This window comes from Micromonospora cynarisoli, assembly GCF_030518815.1.
GTDB lineage: Bacteria > Actinomycetota > Actinomycetes > Mycobacteriales > Micromonosporaceae > Micromonospora > Micromonospora wenchangensis.
Window position 1 is genome coordinate 2936719 of record NZ_CP130426.1, and the last position, 17339, is coordinate 2954057.

At 74.9% G+C, this 17339-nt stretch carries 15 protein-coding genes; 3 read left to right on the forward strand and 12 right to left on the reverse strand.

Translation table 11 applies throughout. The features are described 5' to 3' along the window. Positions 1-136: 136 nt before the first annotated feature. Genes Q2K16_RS12090 through Q2K16_RS12110 form a run of 5 tightly spaced genes read right to left on the reverse strand, consistent with a single transcriptional unit; the run spans position 137 to position 4832 of the window. Positions 137-1348: a bifunctional RNase H/acid phosphatase gene (locus Q2K16_RS12090; protein ID WP_302745443.1), complete on the reverse strand. Its 1212-nt coding sequence runs from the start codon at positions 1346-1348 to the stop codon at positions 137-139. Between the two features lie 4 nt (positions 1349-1352). After that, positions 1353-2090, reverse strand: a complete 738-nt coding sequence (locus Q2K16_RS12095; protein ID WP_302745444.1) for a zinc ribbon domain-containing protein — start codon at positions 2088-2090, stop codon at positions 1353-1355. Continuing rightward, entirely contained in the window at positions 2087-2953 is an 867-nt protein-coding gene (locus tag Q2K16_RS12100) for a Nif3-like dinuclear metal center hexameric protein (RefSeq protein WP_302745446.1), read from the reverse strand. The genes Q2K16_RS12095 and Q2K16_RS12100 overlap by 4 nt, the downstream gene beginning before the upstream one ends. A gap of 54 nt (positions 2954-3007) precedes the next feature. Continuing rightward, the gene (locus Q2K16_RS12105) at positions 3008-3589 is read right to left on the reverse strand and encodes a flavoprotein (protein ID WP_302745448.1); all 582 of its coding nucleotides are present in this window, start codon (positions 3587-3589) and stop codon (positions 3008-3010) included. Positions 3590-3605: 16 nt separating this feature from the next. Then, positions 3606-4832: a helix-turn-helix domain-containing protein gene (locus Q2K16_RS12110; protein ID WP_302745449.1), complete on the reverse strand. Its 1227-nt coding sequence runs from the start codon at positions 4830-4832 to the stop codon at positions 3606-3608. Positions 4833-5083: 251 nt separating this feature from the next. Between Q2K16_RS12110 and Q2K16_RS12115 the strand changes: the two genes are divergently transcribed. Both Q2K16_RS12115 and Q2K16_RS12120 read left to right on the forward strand, forming a co-directional pair. Beyond that, positions 5084-5755, forward strand: coding sequence for a bifunctional DNA primase/polymerase (locus tag Q2K16_RS12115; protein ID WP_302745451.1), 672 nt, complete (start codon positions 5084-5086; stop codon positions 5753-5755). 118 nt (positions 5756-5873) lie between these two features. After that, the gene (locus Q2K16_RS12120; RefSeq protein WP_302745453.1) at positions 5874-6029 is read left to right on the forward strand and encodes a hypothetical protein; all 156 of its coding nucleotides are present in this window, start codon (positions 5874-5876) and stop codon (positions 6027-6029) included. 33 nt (positions 6030-6062) lie between these two features. Here the strand turns inward: Q2K16_RS12120 and Q2K16_RS12125 are convergent, their stop codons facing one another. The 5 genes from Q2K16_RS12125 to Q2K16_RS12145 are packed head-to-tail and all read right to left on the reverse strand — an operon-like array spanning position 6063 to position 12235. After that, the gene (locus Q2K16_RS12125) at positions 6063-6785 is read right to left on the reverse strand and encodes an FAD:protein FMN transferase (protein ID WP_302746453.1); all 723 of its coding nucleotides are present in this window, start codon (positions 6783-6785) and stop codon (positions 6063-6065) included. A gap of 48 nt (positions 6786-6833) precedes the next feature. After that, entirely contained in the window at positions 6834-7430 is a 597-nt protein-coding gene (locus Q2K16_RS12130; RefSeq protein WP_302745454.1) for an FMN-binding protein, read from the reverse strand. A gap of 13 nt (positions 7431-7443) precedes the next feature. Beyond that, positions 7444-8865 carry a ferredoxin reductase family protein gene (locus Q2K16_RS12135; protein ID WP_302745455.1) on the reverse strand — a complete coding sequence of 474 codons (1422 nt, stop codon included), beginning with the start codon at positions 8863-8865 and terminating at the stop codon, positions 7444-7446. Further along, a complete protein-coding gene (locus tag Q2K16_RS12140; protein ID WP_302745457.1) occupies positions 8862-10238 on the reverse strand; it encodes a DUF1501 domain-containing protein in 1377 nt (458 codons plus the stop codon). The genes Q2K16_RS12135 and Q2K16_RS12140 overlap by 4 nt, the downstream gene beginning before the upstream one ends. Positions 10239-10258: 20 nt before the next feature. Then, positions 10259-12235, reverse strand: a complete 1977-nt coding sequence (locus tag Q2K16_RS12145) for a DUF1800 domain-containing protein (RefSeq protein ID WP_302745459.1) — start codon at positions 12233-12235, stop codon at positions 10259-10261. A 497-nt stretch (positions 12236-12732) separates the two neighbouring features. Here Q2K16_RS12145 and Q2K16_RS12150 point away from each other — a divergent pair, with 497 nt between their 5' ends. Next, on the forward strand, positions 12733-12990 hold the full coding sequence (locus Q2K16_RS12150) for a DUF3040 domain-containing protein (protein ID WP_302745460.1): 258 nt from the start codon (positions 12733-12735) through the stop codon (positions 12988-12990). Between the two features lie 100 nt (positions 12991-13090). On the opposite strand, the gene Q2K16_RS12155 is transcribed toward Q2K16_RS12150, so the two are convergent. After that, a complete protein-coding gene (locus Q2K16_RS12155) occupies positions 13091-14050 on the reverse strand; it encodes an SWIM zinc finger family protein (RefSeq protein ID WP_302745462.1) in 960 nt (319 codons plus the stop codon). Beyond that, on the reverse strand, positions 14047-17304 hold the full coding sequence (locus tag Q2K16_RS12160; RefSeq protein WP_302745464.1) for an SNF2-related protein: 3258 nt from the start codon (positions 17302-17304) through the stop codon (positions 14047-14049). The genes Q2K16_RS12155 and Q2K16_RS12160 overlap by 4 nt, the downstream gene beginning before the upstream one ends. Positions 17305-17339: the final 35 nt, after the last annotated feature.

Here is a 17339-nt window from a genome sequence, read left to right on the forward strand (position 1 = left end):
GGTCACGATCAATTGGCGCTTGACGATGCGCCCAACGGCGTTCCGGCTGCGCCGAACGGCACGACGGACGGCGTGGCGCATCGACCGATGACGAACCGGCCCGGGAATCCCGGGCCGGTTCGGGGACGATCCGGGATCAGCGGACCGGGAGGTGGGCGGTGTCGTTGACGGAACGGACCGCGACGCCCCCGTCGGGCCACATGTCGAGCACCGAGATGCCGGCCGCGTCCAGGTAGAGCCGGTGCAGGAGGGCGTCCTCGGCGGCCAGGGCGTCGCGCAGGGCCAGCTTGATCGGCGAGACGTGCGAGACGACCACCACGGTCTCCCCGGGGTACGCCTCCCGCAGCGCCGCCATCGCCCGGTCGACCCGCTGCCCGACCTCGGTGAACGACTCACCGCCCGGCGGCGCGACCCGGGTCGAGGCGAGCCAGGCGTCCAATTCACCCGGCCACCTGTCGCGGACCTCGGCGAAGGTGTGCCCGTCCCAGTCCCCGAAGTCGCACTCGATCCAGTCGTCCTGCGGGCGGACCGGCAGATCACCGAGCGCGGCGGCGATCGCTTCGGCGGTGGCCGTACACCGGGACAGCGGGGAGCTGAGCACGGCCGCGACGGACGGGGCCAGCGCCGCCACCCGGGTGGCCGTGGCCCGTGCCTGGGCCTGACCGGACCCGGACAGCGGCACGTCGGCGCGGCCGGCGTAGCGGTGCTGCACGGTCCACTCGGTCTCCCCGTGCCGGACCAGGATCAGCCGGGTGGCGGTGAAGCTCGGCCTCGGCTCCCAGGACGCCTTGGCGGTCGCCGGGTCCGTGCCGGTGGACCGGGTGGCGGCCCGGGCGGCCACCTCGCGGGCCTGCGCCCGGCCGGGCGAGTCGGCACCCGCCACCGACCGGGGCGGCTCACCGCCGGCCGAACCCGCCACCGACCGGGACGGCTTGCCGGCGGCGGTGTCCATCGCGGCGTTCGCCAGGGCGTCGGCGTGCCGGTTGCGGTCCCGGGGGATCCAACTGAACCGGACCGACTCGAAGCGGTCGACAAGCGCGGCGGCCCGCGCGGCGAGCGGACGCAGCCCCGGGTGCTTGATCTGCCACCGGCCGCACATCTGCTCGACCACCAGCTTCGAGTCCATCCGGGCGTCGACGTCGGCCGCGCCCAGCTCGGCGGCGGCCTCCAGCCCGGCGATCAGACCCCGGTACTCGGCGACGTTGTTGGTGGCCGTGCCGATCGACTCGGCCCGTTCGGCCAGCACCTCGCCGGTGGCCGGGTCGCGGACCACGGCACCGTAACCGGCCGGCCCGGGGTTGCCCCGGGACCCGCCGTCGGCCTCGACGACGACCGCGCGCACCGCCACCGGGCTACAGCCCCGACTCGTTGGTACGCACCATGATCCGGCGGCAGTCCTCGCAGCGGACCACCTCGTCCGGGGCCGAGCGGCGGATCCGGGCCAGGTCCGCGCCGGACAGCTCCAACCGGCAGCCGCCGCAGCGACCGGCGGTGAGCAGCGCCGCGCCGAGGCCGGTGTCCTCGCGGATCTTGTCGTAGAGGGTGACCAGGTCGGCGGGGAGGTCGGCGGCGAGCGGCTTGCGCGCGCCCTGCTTGAACTCCTCCTCCTTGGCGATCGCGGCCAGGCTCTCGTCGCGGCGCTGCTCGACGGCGGCCCGCCGGTCCCGGGCCTCGGCGATGCGGGCCTCGATCCCGTCGAGGGTGGCCTGTGCCGTCTCCCGCTGCTCCATCAGTTCCAGCTCGGCGTCCTCCAGGTCACCCTGGCGGCGGTTGAGCGAGACCAGTTCGTGCTGGAGCGCCTCCAGTTCCCGGGCCGGTCCGCTGCCGCTGGCCAGCCGGGCCTCGTCCTTGCTCTTGCGGGCCCGCACCTGGTCGATGTCCTTCTCCAGCCGGGCGATGTCCCGGTCCAGGTCGTCCACGGCGACCTGGGCGCGGACCCGCTCGTCCTCCAGGGCGGACAGCTCCCGGGCCAGGCCCTCCAGCTCGGCCCGCTCCGGCAGCGACCGGCGGCGGTGGGCGAGTTGGGCGAGGGTGGTGTCGATCGCCTGGAGGTCGAGCAGGCGGCGCTGGACCTGGGGTTCAGCCTTCACGGTCGGGGCTCCTTGTCGTCCATCGCGGGTGCGGCGGCGTGCACGGTCCACGGGTCGGTGTCCAGGTCGGACACCACGGCCTCGACGCCGAAGCCGGCCCGCAGGTGGGCGGCCACGTCGTCCAGCCAGGGTCGTTCGGTCGCCCAGTGTGCGGCGTCCAGCAGGGCGGGCCCACCGGCGGCGAGGTGCTCACCGGCGGGATGGTGCCGCAGGTCGGAGGTGAGGAACGCGTCCGCACCGGCGGCGGTCGCCGCGGCCAGGAAGCCGTCGCCGGAGCCGCCGCTGACCGCGAGGGTACGCACGATACGCGTGGGATCGCCCCCGGCGCGAACCCCCCAGACGGTGGCCGGCAGGACGGCGGCGGCGCGCTCGGTCAACTCGGCGAGCGTCAGCGGGGTGGGCAGCTCACCGACCCGGCCGATGCCCCGCCCGCCGCCGGCCGACGCCGAACCCGGCGCGGAGGGGTGCAGCGGGCGCAGGCCGGTCAGCCCGAACCGGGCGGCCAGCGCGTCGGAGACGCCCGGCGCGGCGACGTCGGCGTTGGTGTGCGCCACGTACAGGGCCACCCCGGCGCGGATCAGGTCGTGCACGATCCGCCCCTTCCAGGTGGTCGGGGCGACCGAGGAGACGCCGCGCAGCAGCAGCGGGTGGTGCGCGACGATCAGGTCGGCACCGGCGGCGAGCGCCTCGGCGACCGTCTCCGGGACGACGTCGACCGTGCCGTAGACGCGGCGGACCGGGTCGGTGGGCTCACCGAGCACCAGACCGACCCGGTCCCACTCCTCGGCCCAGGCGGGCGGGTAACGCCGATCCAACTCGGCGACCACATCGGCGACGGACGGCGGGGACGCGGTTGTGCTCACGGCCGGTCAGCTTACCGGCGCACGGTGGCGGCCACGCCCACGCCCGTCGACGGGTCAGGCCGCCGAGGTGGCCCGGAAGCGGCCCGGCAGGGCCGCGACCGCCGCCTCCCACGGGAAGGCGTGCAGGTGCCGTTCCCCCGTGCCGGGTGGGTGCAACGGGTAGACGTCGTCGCCGAAGAGCACCGTGGCACCCCACTCGGCCAGCCGGCGCAGGCCGGTCTGGAACGCCGGGTGCGCGGCCATCGCCGCGTTGGTGAACGGCACCACCACCACCGGCACGCCCCGGCCCTGCCCCTCGACGAGCAGGCCCAGCGCCAACGTGTCGGTGATCCCGGCCGCCCACTTGTTGACCGTGTTGACGGTGGCCGGGCAGACCAGCATCGCGTCGGCCGGGGGCAGCAGGTCCGGGTCGCCCGGGTTCTTGTAGTGGGTGCGCACCGGGTGTCCGGTCTGCCGGGCCAGCGCGGCCCGGTCGACGAACTTCGCCCCGTCGGGCGTGGTGACGACGCAGACCTCCCAGCCGTCGTCCTGGGCCAGGCCGACGAGTCGGTCGAGGTGACGGGCCAGCGGCGAACCGCAGGCGATGACGTAGAGCACTCCGCGGTGCTCACTGCTCTGGTGGGGGCTGCCGCTCATCCGGCCGCCGCCGTGTTCATACTCCGACTCCCATCTGCTCAGCCAACTCCGCAATCGGCGCGGGCAACGCACCACGTGTGCGACGCAGCACGTCGGTCATCACTTCGTGGGCGATGGGTCGGCAGCGGATCTCGGACGGGGCGAGCCGGTCGCCGCGCAGCAGCATCTCCCCCGCCATCGCGACGTCACCGAGCTGGCTGTAGCCCCGGGCCAGGTCGAGCAGGTGGTGGGCCCGCCGCTCGGGCAGCAGCCCGTTGAAGCTCGGCTCGGGGATGCGCTGGTGGATCTCCACCGCCCGCCCGCCGTCGCCCAGTTCCACGGCGGCGGCGGCCCGGTGCAGTTCCAGGTTGGTCGGGCCGAACGAGGTCCAGTAGTGGTTCTGGTCGCTGCCGAGCATCAGCGCCGCCTCGTTGGCCCCGTACAGCAGGTCCTCGACGGCGTCGGAGTCGCCGAACCGGGCGGCGGCCATCGCGCCCTGCAACAGCAGCATGCCGTAGACGGAGAGCCGGTCCGGCGCGCTGTCGTTCATGCCGCCGGGGGCGAGCTGGTTGGCGATGCTGAGGTTCAACTCCAGCGCGGGCCGGGCCCGGCCCATCGCCACCAGCGCGTTGCAGACCCGGGCCGTGGCGACACCGGCCAGCAGTTGGTCGTCGGCCCGCTGGGCGACCGCCATCGACCGGTCGGCGGCCAGCCAGGCCAGCTCGCACTCGCCCAGCTTGCGCAGCACCGAGGAGGCGATCTGGTAGACCTGCCCGAGCAGGTGGGCGGCCTCCCGGCCCTGCTCGCCGCCGTAGCCGGCGTCGGCGGCCTGGGCGTCGCGCAGCAGTTTCGGCAGCGCCCGGGTGAGCATCGCGTACCGGCCGTACTGGTAGGTGAGCCAGGCGTGGGTGACGGCCTTGCGCAGGTCGGCCAGGGGCGGCGGGTACGACACCCCGTCGAAGTACGCGGTCATCGAGGAGTACTGCTCCAGGGCGGCCCGGATCTCCTGCACCTCGAACTGGTCGATGCAGCTCAACGCGTCGGTACGCCGCTCCGGGTCCTTGCCGAGCAGCAGTTGCACGTCGATCCGGAGGATCACGGCGATCTCGTACAGCACGGAGAACTTGTCCAGCCGGCGGACCCCGCGTTCGACCTTGTCGACCCAGCTCTTGGACTTGCCGAGCCGGTCGGCGAAGACCTGCTGGGACATCTTCCGTCGCCCGCGCCAGTAGGCCACCCGTCGCCCGATCGGAAGCTCGTCCATCTTCTCCCGTTCCTCCCCCTCGTGGGTCGTCCGGTCGGGCTCCGGACGACCCACGTTGGGCGTCGCCGATCCGTCCGCCCAGGTTGTCGCTGGTCGCACAGCGTGTACGTCACACGTACAGCCAGTTCTCATAGCTTCGTGCAAGTTGCATGAGGCGTTCGTCAGGTGTCAACGATCCCGGATCGCGACAGTGACGGCGCTCGACGTGAGGGGTGGCGGTGACCGGTCGGAGCCAGAGGAGAGCACTGGACATGTGGGGGAACGTCGGGCCACGGGTCGCCCAGCTGGCACCGATCGAACGCGTCCGGCTGCGCCGGATCGCCGTCCGGTACGCGGTGCACGGCTGGGAGGTGACCCCCGGTGCCTGCCTGGCACGCAGCCGTTTCGTGTGCGGCCGGGCCGGTTGTCCCACCGTCGGCTGCCACCCCGCGCTGGAGAACTGGGAGCGGGGGGCGAGCGCCGACCCGGCCCGGGTGGCCACCTGGTGGCGCAGCCGCCCGCACGGGGTGCTGCTGCCCACCGGCCGGGCGTTCGACGTGCTGGAGGTGTCGGCGCACCTGGGCCGGCGGCTGCTCGACGCCGTACCCGGCCACCCCGCCGGGCCGGGTGCCCGGGGCCCGGTGGTGGTGACCCCGACCGGGCGGTGGATGTTCCTGGTCCGCTCCGGCGACCCGCTGCGCCCCGAGCTGGAACACTGCTTCCACGTCGTCCGGCACGGCACCGGCTCGTGGATTCCGGCACCCCCCACCCGGCTGCCCGAGGGTCCGGTGCGCTGGGCGGTCGCTCCGGAGCAGGCCCGCTGGCGGCTGCCCGACTCGTACCTGTTGCAGAACACCCTGATCGAGACGTTGCGGGCCGACGGGGTGACGCTGACCCCGGAGCTGCTGCCCGGCCAGCTCCCGCTGCCCCGGCGCGGCCACTGACCGGCCGCCACCGGCCGACCCGGCCGCAGCGGGTCGGGTTCCCGCCAGCGTCCCCGCCGACGCCGGACTCGTTGCACACCACGACGGCGCGCACGCGCCACCGGAGCGGGGGTACGACATGGCCAGGGACGAGATGCGGCACACCGACGGCACCGAACCGCCGTACCGGCGACGGTCCCGCCACTGGTCGGACACCCGCCCGGCCGGCTCCCGCCCGGGTCGCCCCCGGCCGACCGGCTCCCGCCCGGCCGGCACCCACCGCACGACCCGGTGAGCGCCCCCAGCGGCAGGTGACCCCGCCGACGCCTCAGTCGGCCAGCGGCAGGGCGGTGGAGCGCAGCAGCCGACCGTCGTCGGTGACCACCGCGTGCAGGTGGCCGGGCAGCCGGTCGAGCCACCCGACGCCGGCCACGCCCATCGCCACCGCCGCCGTGGCGTACGCGTCGGCGACGCCCAGGTCCGGGCCGACCACGGTGACCGAGCGCAGCCCCCGGGCCGGTACGCCCCGGCGCGGGTCGAGCACATGGTGCCCCCGTTCGTAGACGCCCGAGGTGGCGACGGCCAGGTCGGTGCCGGTGAGCACCAGGCAGGTGGCGTCCGCGTCCCACGGGTGCCGGACGCCGATCCGCCACGGCAGCCCGGACGACGAGTGCCCGCGCACCCGGACGTCACCGCCGGCGTTGAGGCAGTGGTCGACCGCCCCGGCGGCCACCAGCCGGTCCGAGGCGACCTGGGCGGCCCAGCCCTTCACGTAACCGGAGGGGTCCAGCCGGCCGGTGGCGTACGCGTCGAAGAAGCCGTCGGTGTCGGCCCACAGGTCGGCGCAGCGGGCCAGCACGGTGCGCAGGTCCGCCGACGCCCCGGCCGGCGGCAGTTCCCCCCGGTCGAGGCGGCGCACCTCGCTGTCCTCGCGGTAGGTGGTGAACCGGGCGTCGACCTCCCGCAGCCAGCGGAACGTGTCGTCGGCGAGCGTACGCAGGACGGCGGCGGGCAGGTCGGTGGCGAGGTCCAGGCTGATCGCCGTACCCATGACCTGCTCGACCCGGCGCAGGCCGGGTCGGGTCGACGGCGCGCCCACCTAGCGGGCCTGGTCGAGCGCGGCCTGCAACGACCGCCGGTAGCCGTCGCTGGTGGCGGTCGCCTGGGACACCGTGTCCAGGTTGGCGCCCTGCTGGCGCACCACGTCGCCGCTGGTGCCGCTGTAGGCGGCGTCGACCCGGTCGCTGCGCAGGTCGGACTGGCCGCCCTGGGGCAGTTCCAGGGCCACCGCGTCGACGATCCGCGTGCCGGAGACGGTGATCCGCACCTGCACGTTGCCGAACTCGGTGGACACCACCGGGCCGGTGACCGTGCGGGTGGTGGGCTTCGGCGCGGTGCCGGTGCTCCGGCCGGCGGCCGGGGTGCGGCGCGTGCCGGCGTCCCCGCCGGGGGTGGTCCGCCGCGCGGCCGGGGTGCGGCCGGCGGTGGCGTCGGGCCGGCCGGTCGGCCGGGGCGTCGCGGCGGTCCGCTGCGGCGTCGCGCCGGGGATGGTGGGGTCGGTGCGGTCCGGCGAGCCGACCAATGCGCCGGCCGGCAGGTCCCGGGCGACCTGGCGGTCCTCCGGTGCGCCCTTGAGCACCACCAGCGCGGTGGTGCCGGCGGCCAACCCGGTGATGGCGAGCAGCGCGCGACGCATGTCAGGTGCCCTCCTACAGCTCGAACGGGGCGAGGTGGATCTGCCGGCGGGGCACGCCGGCCTGCCGGAGCACCCGCACCGAGGAGTCGACCAGCCCCTGCGGGCCGCACAGGTAGACGTCGCGGCGGGTCAGGTCGGGCACCAGCCGGCGCAGCCCGTCCGGGTTCATCACCTGGCGGGGGCCGGCGTCGTCGCGGGAGCCGACGACGTACCAGACGGCGGTCTGCCGGGCCTGGGCCAGCCAGTCCAGCTCGTGCTGCAACAGCACGTCGGCCGGGGTGCGGGCCCGGTAGATCAGGGCCGCGCCGACGGGCAGTTCCTCCAGCATCGCCCGCAGCGGGCCGATGCCGCTGCCACCGGCGATCAGCAGCGCCCGGTCCCGGGTGCGGTGCGCGGCGGTGAACGTGCCGGAGGGCCCCTCCGCCCAGACCCGGGTGCCCGGGTCGAGGTCACGCAGGTCCCGGGTGTGCCCGCCGACCACCTTCACGGTCAGCCGCAGCCAGCGGCCGTTCGCGGCGGCGGAGAGCGAGAACGGGTGCGACTGCCACCAGCAGCCCCGGGCCAGGAACCGCCAGCGCAGGTACTGCCCGCCGAGCGGGTCGAGCTGGTGCAGCCGGCGGCCGGTGAGGTAGATCGAGACGGTGTCGGGGCTCTCCGCCACCACGTCGGCCACCCGCAGCCGGTGCCGCAGGTTGAGCAGCAGCGGCGCGACCAGCCGGCCCCACACCAGGGCGGCGGCGACCAGCAGGTAGCCGGCGATCCAGCCGGTGCGGACCGGGCCGGGCGGGAAGAGCTGCGCGCCGTTGCTGAACTGGTGGCCGAAGCCGAGCAGCAGCGCCAGGTAGCTGGTCAGGTGCAGGTGGTACCAGAGTTCGTAGGGCACCGCCCGGCGGACCGCCCGGATGCCGGTGCCGCCGACGAGCACCAGGATGCCGGCCGCGGCGAAGGCGGACACCATGTCGTCGAAGTCGCGCAGCAGCACCCCCACCTGGGCGCCGACCGGGTTGCCCTGGGTCCGCGCGTAGCCGACCACCAGCAGCGACAGGTGCGCCAGCACCGCCACCAGCAGCGTCGCGCCGAGGTCCCGGTGCACCCGGGACAACCGCTCGCCGCCGACCCCGCGTTCCAGCAGGCCGAGACGGCTCATCATCAGCACCTGCACCAGCAGCAGGTAGCCGGCGACCAGGCCGGTGACCCGGCCGGCGGCGGTGAGCACGTCGGCGGTGCCGGTCAACGAGCCGGCCGGGGTGTCGAGCCACCACGGCAGCACCGCGGCCACCAGACCGACCCAGAACAGCGCGGACAGCGCCCGTCGGCCGGCGGAGCCGCGCCGGGGCCGGGCCGGCGGCGGGGGTACGGACGCAGCCGGCCGGCCGGCGTACCCCGACGGGTTCCGGGTACGCCGGCCGGCGGCGTGCATGTCCTGGTGGGTCACGCGTAGAGCTTCATCGGGGTGTACTTGCGCCGCGGGAAGATCCGGTCGACCTGGGCGGTGGTCAGCCCGAACCGGCCCTGCGCCACCGCGCCGTAGACGTCGAACATGTTGTTGTACTCGGGTACGTCCCCCGAGTCCAGATCGCCCAGTCCGTCCCAGCGGCCCAGCAGCGAGCCGGCGAGCTTACGGCCGGACAGGATGGTGACCACCCCGCCGTGGCCGTGGTCGGTGCCGCCGCCGTTGGAGGCGACCCGGCGGCCGAACTCGCTGGACACCATGATGGTGACGTCGGCGGCCCGCTCGCCCAGGTCGGTGAGGAACGCCGCCATCGCCTTCGCCAGCTCCCCGAGCCGGCGGTGGAGCTGACCGCCGGAGCGGGTGCCCTGGTTCTCGTGGGTGTCGTAGCCGCCCATCCCGACCGTGGCGACCCGGACGTTCGCCCCGCCCTTGATGAGCTGGGCGAGCTGCTGGAAGGCGTACCCGACGCCCTCGTACGTCACACCCTCGGCCGGCTGGTACGGCTTGGCGGCGAGCTGCTGGGCGGTGGACAGCGCGCCCATCCCCTCGATCACCGCCTCCTCGACCGGGTGGTTGATCCCGGTGAACAGGCCCCGGATCGCCTTCTCGGTGGCCGCCCGGTAGCGGTCGTCGCCGTTGAGCCGCAGCGAGCCGACGCTGTTGAGCGACAACGCGCCGTTGGTGCCGACCAGCGAGCGGGGCAGCGTGCTGCCGATGCCGACGCTGCGGAACGCGGTGCCCTTGCCGAGGGCGTCGACCAGGCTGTCCAGCCAGCCCCGGCCGCCTGTCTCGCTGGGCAGGCCGCCGAGGTTGCAGGCATCGGCGGCCTGGAAGTGGCTGCGGGACAGTCGCTCGTCGGAGACCGCCGGGACGAACCCGAGCTGACCGGCCTTCAGCCACCTCTCCAGCGGGGCGAACGCGCTGGTCAGCTTGAATCCCCGGCCCAGGGCCAGCGAGTCGCCGCCGAGCAGCAGGTCGGGGCGGGCCTTGGCGAGCACCGGGTCGTCGGCGGGGGCGACCAGGCTCAGCCCGTCCAGCCCGCCGTAGAGGAAGACGTGGATCAGGGTGCCGGTCTTCGTCGCCGCGAACGACGCGGAGGTGGTGACGAACTGGGCGGTGGCCAGCGCGGTGGCGGCGGCGGCACCGGCGACGAACGTCCGCCGGGTCACCCCGCGCCCGTCCTGCTGGGCCTCCTCCAGGTCCTCCAGCCGGCGGTAGCGGTCGGCCTCGGCGGCGACGAGGTCGGCCTCGGCGCGCAGCAGCGCCTGCGCCGGGTCGTCGGCGAGCCGGCGCAGGTCGGGGCACTCGGGGTGCAGGGGGAACGCGGGCACGGTCTTCTCCATCGGGTGCGTCACCGGCTTCTCCATCGTCTGCCTCACCGCAGGTGGTGCTGGGGGGACGCGAGGATCGCCCGCGCGACGGCGGCGATCGCCCCGTTGAACGTGGCGTCGACCCTGGCGGTGGCGGACACGCCGGCCACACCGAGGATCAGGTTTTTCTCCCGCGTGGACAGCTTCTGGTGCACCAGCCGTTGCGCCAACGCGTCCACGTACGCCCCGGCGGTGGTCGGCGGCTTGGCCACCAACCGCTCCGGCCTGGTGTAGGTGAACTGGGTGCGGTTGCCGGCGATCAGGTCGGCTGCCTCGTTCCAGCCGTTGACCATCGTGCCGGCCGACGTCCAGGCGACGTAGACGTCGGGGTAGCCGTCGGGGGTGGGCTGGCCCATCGGGTACTGGCCCAGCTCGCGCAGCTTGTCGTGGATCTGGCGCAGCCCCTGGGCGAACGCGGTGCGTTTGCTGTCGCCCTGCCGGAAACCCGGCCCGGCCTGCGGCCCGACGCCAAGCGTCCGGTAGGTGACGACCAGGTACTCCATCGGCCGGCGCACCTTCTGCCCCACCGCCGCCCAGAACTCCGAGGAGCTGAACAGCGACATCAGCAGCGGCTTCACCGAGCCCTTGTTGACCGTGTAGATCTTGGCGAGCCGGTCCACCAGGGACTTCGGCGGGGTGTCCGAGACGAACCGGGTGGCCAGGCTGCGGGCCACGTACCGGGCGGTCGACGGGTGCAGCGCGAGGTAGGTGATGTAGGCGTCGATGACCTGGTCGGTCTTCTTCGGGTCGGTCGAGTCGTTGGGGTGGCTGAAGCCGAGGATCTTCACCTTGCCCCGGTAGTGCCGGTCGTGACGGAAGACGTACTTCCCGTCGTCGACGCCCCGGCCGGTCTGGAGCAGGGCGGCCTGCCGGACGTCCTTCTCGGTGTAGCCGCCGTCGACCCCGACCGAGTACAGCTCCAGGTTCTCCCGGGCCAGGTTCTCGTTGACCGCGTCGGCCCGGGAGTCGTTCTGGTTGAGGTAGAGCAGCAGCGCCGGATGCTTGTTCGCCGCCACCAGCATGTCCGGGTAGCTGCCCATGGCGTGCTTGCGCACCACGTCCCTGTCGAACGAGTTCCGGTACGCCTCACCGCCGTCGAAGTCCGCCGCGACGTGCAGGAAGTCGTTCCAGAAGTCGACCATCACCTCGTAGAGCTGCCGCTCCGACCAGATCTGCCGGGCCAGCGTGCCGTCGACCGTCTCCTTCTCCGGCTGCGCGCCTCGCTCGTTGAGCTGCTCCCGCTGGTCGCGTACCTGCTGGCTGCTCAGGGCGAGGGTGGGCAGTTCGGCGAGCTTCAGCTCGGCGGCGCTCGGCGCGATCTTCTCCGGGTCGAGCTGCCGGCGCACCCAGGCGTCGATGCCCATCCGCCTGATGTCGGCGAGCACCTTCGGGGTGGCCCCGAAGGTGGCCCGGCTGGCCAGGTGCCGGACGGGGTCCTTGGCCAGCACCGTCCGCACCGTCACCGGGGTCCGCGCCGCCGCGTCGGCCGGCCCGGAGAAGGTCCGGCCACCGCTGGGCGAGTTCTTCTTCAGCGCCGCACCGGCCCGGGAGCCCATGTAGCTCTCGTTCTGCTCGGTGTAGGTGCGTACCGTGCTGGGCTGCTGGCCGCCGGGGCGGGCCGGCGTGCCGTCGGTGGCGGTGACGCCTGTGGCATCCCCGGCGGCGGCGTCGCCGAACAGGCCGCGTACCTGGGGGCTCATCGCCAGCGCCGCACCGCCTGCCACCACGGCGGCGGTGCCGCCCAACGCGACCAGGGCACGCCGCCGGCCGACCCGGTCACGGTCGTCGCCGTCGTCGTCCAGGTGGGGCAGTCCGGAGCCGGCCGGCTGGTGGAACGCCTGCCTACCCAACCCCTCGGGCCCCACCCACTGCGGGCCCCGGGACACCGGCGGCGTCCCGTACGGCGCGGCCGGGACCTCGTACGACGGGGTGGGCCCGCCGGGGGTGTGCGGTCGATGCGGTGGCACATTCTGGTCGGCCATGTACCGGTCCCGTTTTCTTTCGATGCGCCGTACCGCTGCGACCGGGGGCGGGGCGGAGGGTGCGGCGGCGGCTGCCGGAGGAGTTGCCACGGGAAGGTAGCCAAGGGCTGAGCTGCCGACAAGGCTGGTCACGGCCGTCGGCGGGGGCACTTAAGGTGCCGCTGTGCGACGTCACCGGCCGGGTGGTTCCGCCCCGACCGGGCCGCACCGTCCCCAGCAGGGACGACGTGTCCGGCCGCGCCCCCGCCGTAACGTTTTGGCGGTACGCGTCACCGGGCGTGGCGTTCACCGGCACAGCGAAACTTAAGCCCCCGGTAAGCCGGTGCTGAGGTGCTCCGCGCCCGCCGACCCGGTTTCGGGCGGCCCGTCCCCGGCGACCCCGGCCCGCACACCGGCGGCGACGCCCGGAGCCGAAAGTAGCAGCAGGAGGAGGGCGTGACCGGCCGCCGCAGCGGGTAAGCCGCCGAACCGCTGAAGCCTGAGGGGAAGGCACCGCCATGCTCAGCAAAGAGGATCAGCGCAGGTTCGAACAGATCACCCGGCAGCTCCGGGAGAGCGATCCGAAGTTCTTCGCGCGACTCGACCATCGGGCCCGGGCCCGACGCGGGCGCTGGCTGATGCTGCTGACCGTCATCCTGTGGGCGTCGCTGCCCGCGATGACCGTCCTGGCCGGACGGACGGCGGGCGCGGCGTGCGTCGTCGTCCTGGCGGCCAACACCGGCCTGATGTGGCACTTCCGGCACCGCTGGCGCTGACCCGCGCCATGATCGACACCAGGGGCGCGATGGTGTGGCATCGCAGCGACGGGACACCCCGGCATCGCCCCACTGGTGTCGATCACGGCCGCGCCCCGGGTCAGCCCGGGTCGAACGCCCGGTAGGCCCGGCGCAGGCGCTCCAGCAGGCCGGGGCCGCCGATCGCCGCAGCGGGTGAGCCGAGCTGCCGCAGCAGCAGTTCCGGGCCGGTGGCCAGGATGGGCGGCCGGTCCGGCAGCGGCACCGGCGACACCCAGAACCGGTCCACCGCCGGCGGCACGTCGGGCAGGTCGGCGAGCACCCGGGCCGACCCCGCCGCGGCGGCCCGCGCACCGTCCACGACCGACGGTACGCGGGCCGGCGTCCGGTCGGACGGGCCGGTGACCCGCCCGGCGTCGGCGGACCCGCCGACCGGCGCGGCGTCGGTGTCGTGGGACGACCCGACCGCGTCGGCCCGGAGGGCACGCAGCCGGCCCAGCAACGCGTCGCGGCTGCGGCCCCGCCAGTGCAGCAGCTGGAACGGGTCGGCGTCGAACGCCTCGGCGAGCAGGTAGAACGTCGCCGCGAGGTGCTTGCACGGCACCGCGACGTCGGGGCAGCCGCACCGCTGGGTCAGCTCCCCCACCGACCGGGGGAACAGGGGCGCCCCCGCGACGGCGAACAACTCCTCCAGCTCGGCCGGCAGGTCGCCGGCGAGCAGCCGGGCGCTGAAGAACGCCTGCCCGGCCAGCTCGCGTTCGACCCGGTCCCAGAGCGCGTCCGGGAACGGCGGCAGGGCGATGGTCACCGGGTAGGGCCGGGGCCGGGAGCCCTGCACGCTCGCCTCGACCCGCCCGGGTGACACGTCGAGCCGGAGCACCTGCCCCCGGCGTGCGTACGCCCGGCCCCGGGTGAGCCGGGTGCCCAACGCGAACGACTCCAGCACCTCCAGGAAGCGCCGGGACCACCAGGAGACCCCGATCGCTCCCCGGGTGCTGCGTGCCTTCAGTCCACCGTCGACCCGGCGCGGCGGGCCGAACCCGGCGAACGGCCCCTGCGCCCCGACGCCCCGGGGGCTCACTCGACCACCGCCCCGGCGTCCAGGGAGAACAGCTCCCGCAGCTGCCCGGTGGACAGCTCGGTGACCCACTGCTCGCCGCTGCCCACCACCGACGCGGCCAGCCCCCGCTTGTCGGCGATCATCGCGGCCACCTTCTCCTCGACGGTGCCGGCGCAGACGAACTTGCGGACCTGCACCCGCCGTCGTTGGCCGATCCGGAACGCCCGGTCGGTGGCCTGGTCCTCCACCGCCGGGTTCCACCACCTGTCGACGTGCACGACGTGGTTGGCGGCGGTCAGGGTCAGCCCGGTGCCGCCGGCCTTGAGGGAGAGCACGAACAGGGCCGGGCCGTCCGGGGACTGGAACCGGGTGACCAGGTCGTCCCGGTCGGCCTTGCCGACCCCGCCGTGCAGGTAGAGCACCTCCCGGCCGAAGCGCGCCGACAGGTGGCCGCGCAGCAGCGCGCCGAACTCGGCGTACTGGGTGAACAGCAGGGCCTTCTCGCCGGCCGCGAGCACCTCGTCGACGATCTCCTCCAACCGTTGCAGCTTGCCGGAACGGCCGGCCAACGGCGAGCCGTCGTGCAGCAGTTGGGCGGGGTGGTTGCAGACCTGCTTGAGCCGGGTCATGGTGGCCAGCACCAGGCCCCGGCGTTCCATCCCGTCGCTCGACTCGATCTTCGCCAGCATCTCGTCGACGATCGCCCGGTAGAGCGACGCCTGCTCGGCGGTGAGGTTGCAGACCACCTCCATCTCCAGCTTCTCCGGCAGGTCGCTGATGATCGAGGCGTCGGTCTTGAGCCGCCGCAGCACGAACGGGCCGGTGACCCGACGCAGCCGGGCCGCCGCCTCGGCGTCGCCGTGCCGCTCGATCGGCACCGCGTACGACTGCCGGAAACTGCTGGCCGGGCCGAGCAGGCCGGGATTGGCGAACTGCATGATCGACCACAGGTCCGCCAGCCGGTTCTCCACAGGCGTGCCGGTGACGGCGATCCGGTGCCGGGCGGGCAGCGCCCGGACCGCCTCGGCCTGCCGGGTGGCCGCGTTCTTGATCGCCTGGGCCTCGTCGACCACCACCCGGTGCCAGCCGACCGAGGCCAGCGCGACCGCGTCCCGCGCGGCCACCGCGTAGGTGGTGAGCACCAGGTCGGCGGCGTGCACCGCCTGTTCGAACGTGTCGTCCCGGGCCCGGTCCGCGCCGTGGTGCACGTGCACCCGCAGCCCGGGGGTGAACCGGGCCGCCTCCCGCTGCCAGTTGCCGACCAGCGACATCGGACAGACCAGCAGGGTCGGCCCGGTGTCCGGCGGGTCCCCGGCGAGCAGGGCCAGCAACTGCACGGTCTTGCCCAACCCCATGTCGTCGGCGAGCACCCCGCCGAGCCCGAGCGACTGGAGGAACGCCAGCCAGGCCAGGCCGCGCCGCTGGTACGGCCGCAGGGTGCCCTTGAAGGCCGGCGGCGGGTCCAGCGGGACGAGCCGCCGTTCGGCCTGCCCGGCCAGCAGGTCACCGAGCGGGCCGTCGGCGGTCACCTGAAGCACCGGCAGGGCGTCCGGGGTCTCCGCCCCGGCCAGCCCCATCCGCAGCAGGTCGGCGACGGTCAGCTCGCCGGAGGAGCGCAGCAGCCGCAGGCCGGCGGCCAGCCGTTTCGGGTCCAGCTCCACCCACCGGCCACGCAGCCGCACCAGCGGGGTCTTCAGCGCGGCCAGCGCCGCCAGCTCGTCGGCGTCGACCGTCTCGTCCCCGAGCGCCACCTCCCAGCGGTAGTCGACGAGCGCATCCAGGCCGAGCGCCCCGGCTGCGGCGACCGTCCCCGGGGCGGTCCGGCTGCGGGCCTGCAACCGGGCGCCGAGCCGCGCCGCCGGCCGCCGCCACCAGGACGGCAGCAGCACCCCGAACCCGGCGGCGTGCAGCACCGGCGCGCCCTCGCGCAGGAACCGGTGCGCCCCCTCGACGTCCAGTTCCAGCTGTTCCGGGGCAGGGATGCGCAGGGCCCCGTCCAGCTCCGGCCAGAGCCGGCCGGCCCGGCCCAACTCGGCCAGCAGGGTCTCCTGCGGGTCGCCGTAGCGGTCGGCCAGCGCCGGCAGCCGCTCCGGGTGCCGCCAGACGTCACCGGCGGCGACGTGCAGGCCCGGCTCGTCGGCGGCCTGGAGACCGAACTCGATGCGCCACCGTCCACCCTGCCCGACGACTGTCGACGGGTCGGCCGGCACCACGGTCAGGGTGTCGACGATCTCGTCGTCGGCCGGCTCCACCAGCCGGAAACTCGCCCGGACCGGGCCGCCGACGGCGTCGCGCTGCCAGGCGTCCAGCTCGGTGCGGAGGGTGGCCAGCGCGTCGGGTTCGGCGGTGAACCGCCGCTGCTGGCCGGTCAACGCCGCCAGCCACCCGGCCGTCACGCCGTCGCGTCGACCGCCCCGGAGCAGGTCGGCGTCGGTCAGCGCCCGGCGGGCGGCGGCGTCGGTGAGCAGGTCCAGCACGTCGGCGACCAGCCCGCCGACCCCGTCGGCACCGGCGGGCACGCCGGGTCGACCGGCCGGGCCGGCGTCGGCGGGCGGTGCGTCTGCTTCGCGCTGCCCGCAGCCGGGTGTCCCCCGGGGACCGGGCCGCTCCCCGGCCGTCCCATCGGCCCCGGAACGCGGACGGGCGGGGGGTGATGCGGGGTCGACTGCGGCCCGGACCGCCGGGGGCAGGGCGAGGGCCAGCGACCGGGCCCAGGCGGCGTCCGCGCCGGTGAGCAGGGGCCGCCACACCGCCCACCCGACCGCCTTCCCCGTCGGCCGGTCGGCCGACCGTCGGCCCACCGGCACGTCCCCCGGCGGGCGGTCGGTCACGCCGGGCAGCAGCCGGCCACGGGCCACCAGGTCGACCGCGAAACCCGCCAACTCGGCGAGGTGCCGCAGGCCCGCCCCCACCACGGCGTCGAGCCCGTCGAGGGTACGCAGCAGGTCGAACGCGTCGTCCGGGGCGTACCTGAGGACGGGGGTCCGCCAGGCGGCGAGGGTGACCGGGCCACGGGCCGGTTCCGCGACGGTGGCCGGGACCAGCTCCGGTGAGTGCAGCGGCGCGCCCGCCCGGGTGGGAAGGGTGAGCGGCACGGTGCCCGCCGGACGGTCACCGAGCAGCGCGGCCAGGGCACCCGGCTCGGCGGCGAAGGGGTGGGGGCGTTCGCGCGGGGCCCGGCCGGGGCGGCGCGGCACCCGGGTCGGCCGGGTCGAATCCTCCGCCCACACCGCCAGACCGGCCCCGACCAGCCACACCCCGTGGACGACCAGCACTCGTTCCCCCTCGTCGACACCCGGGGGTCAGGATA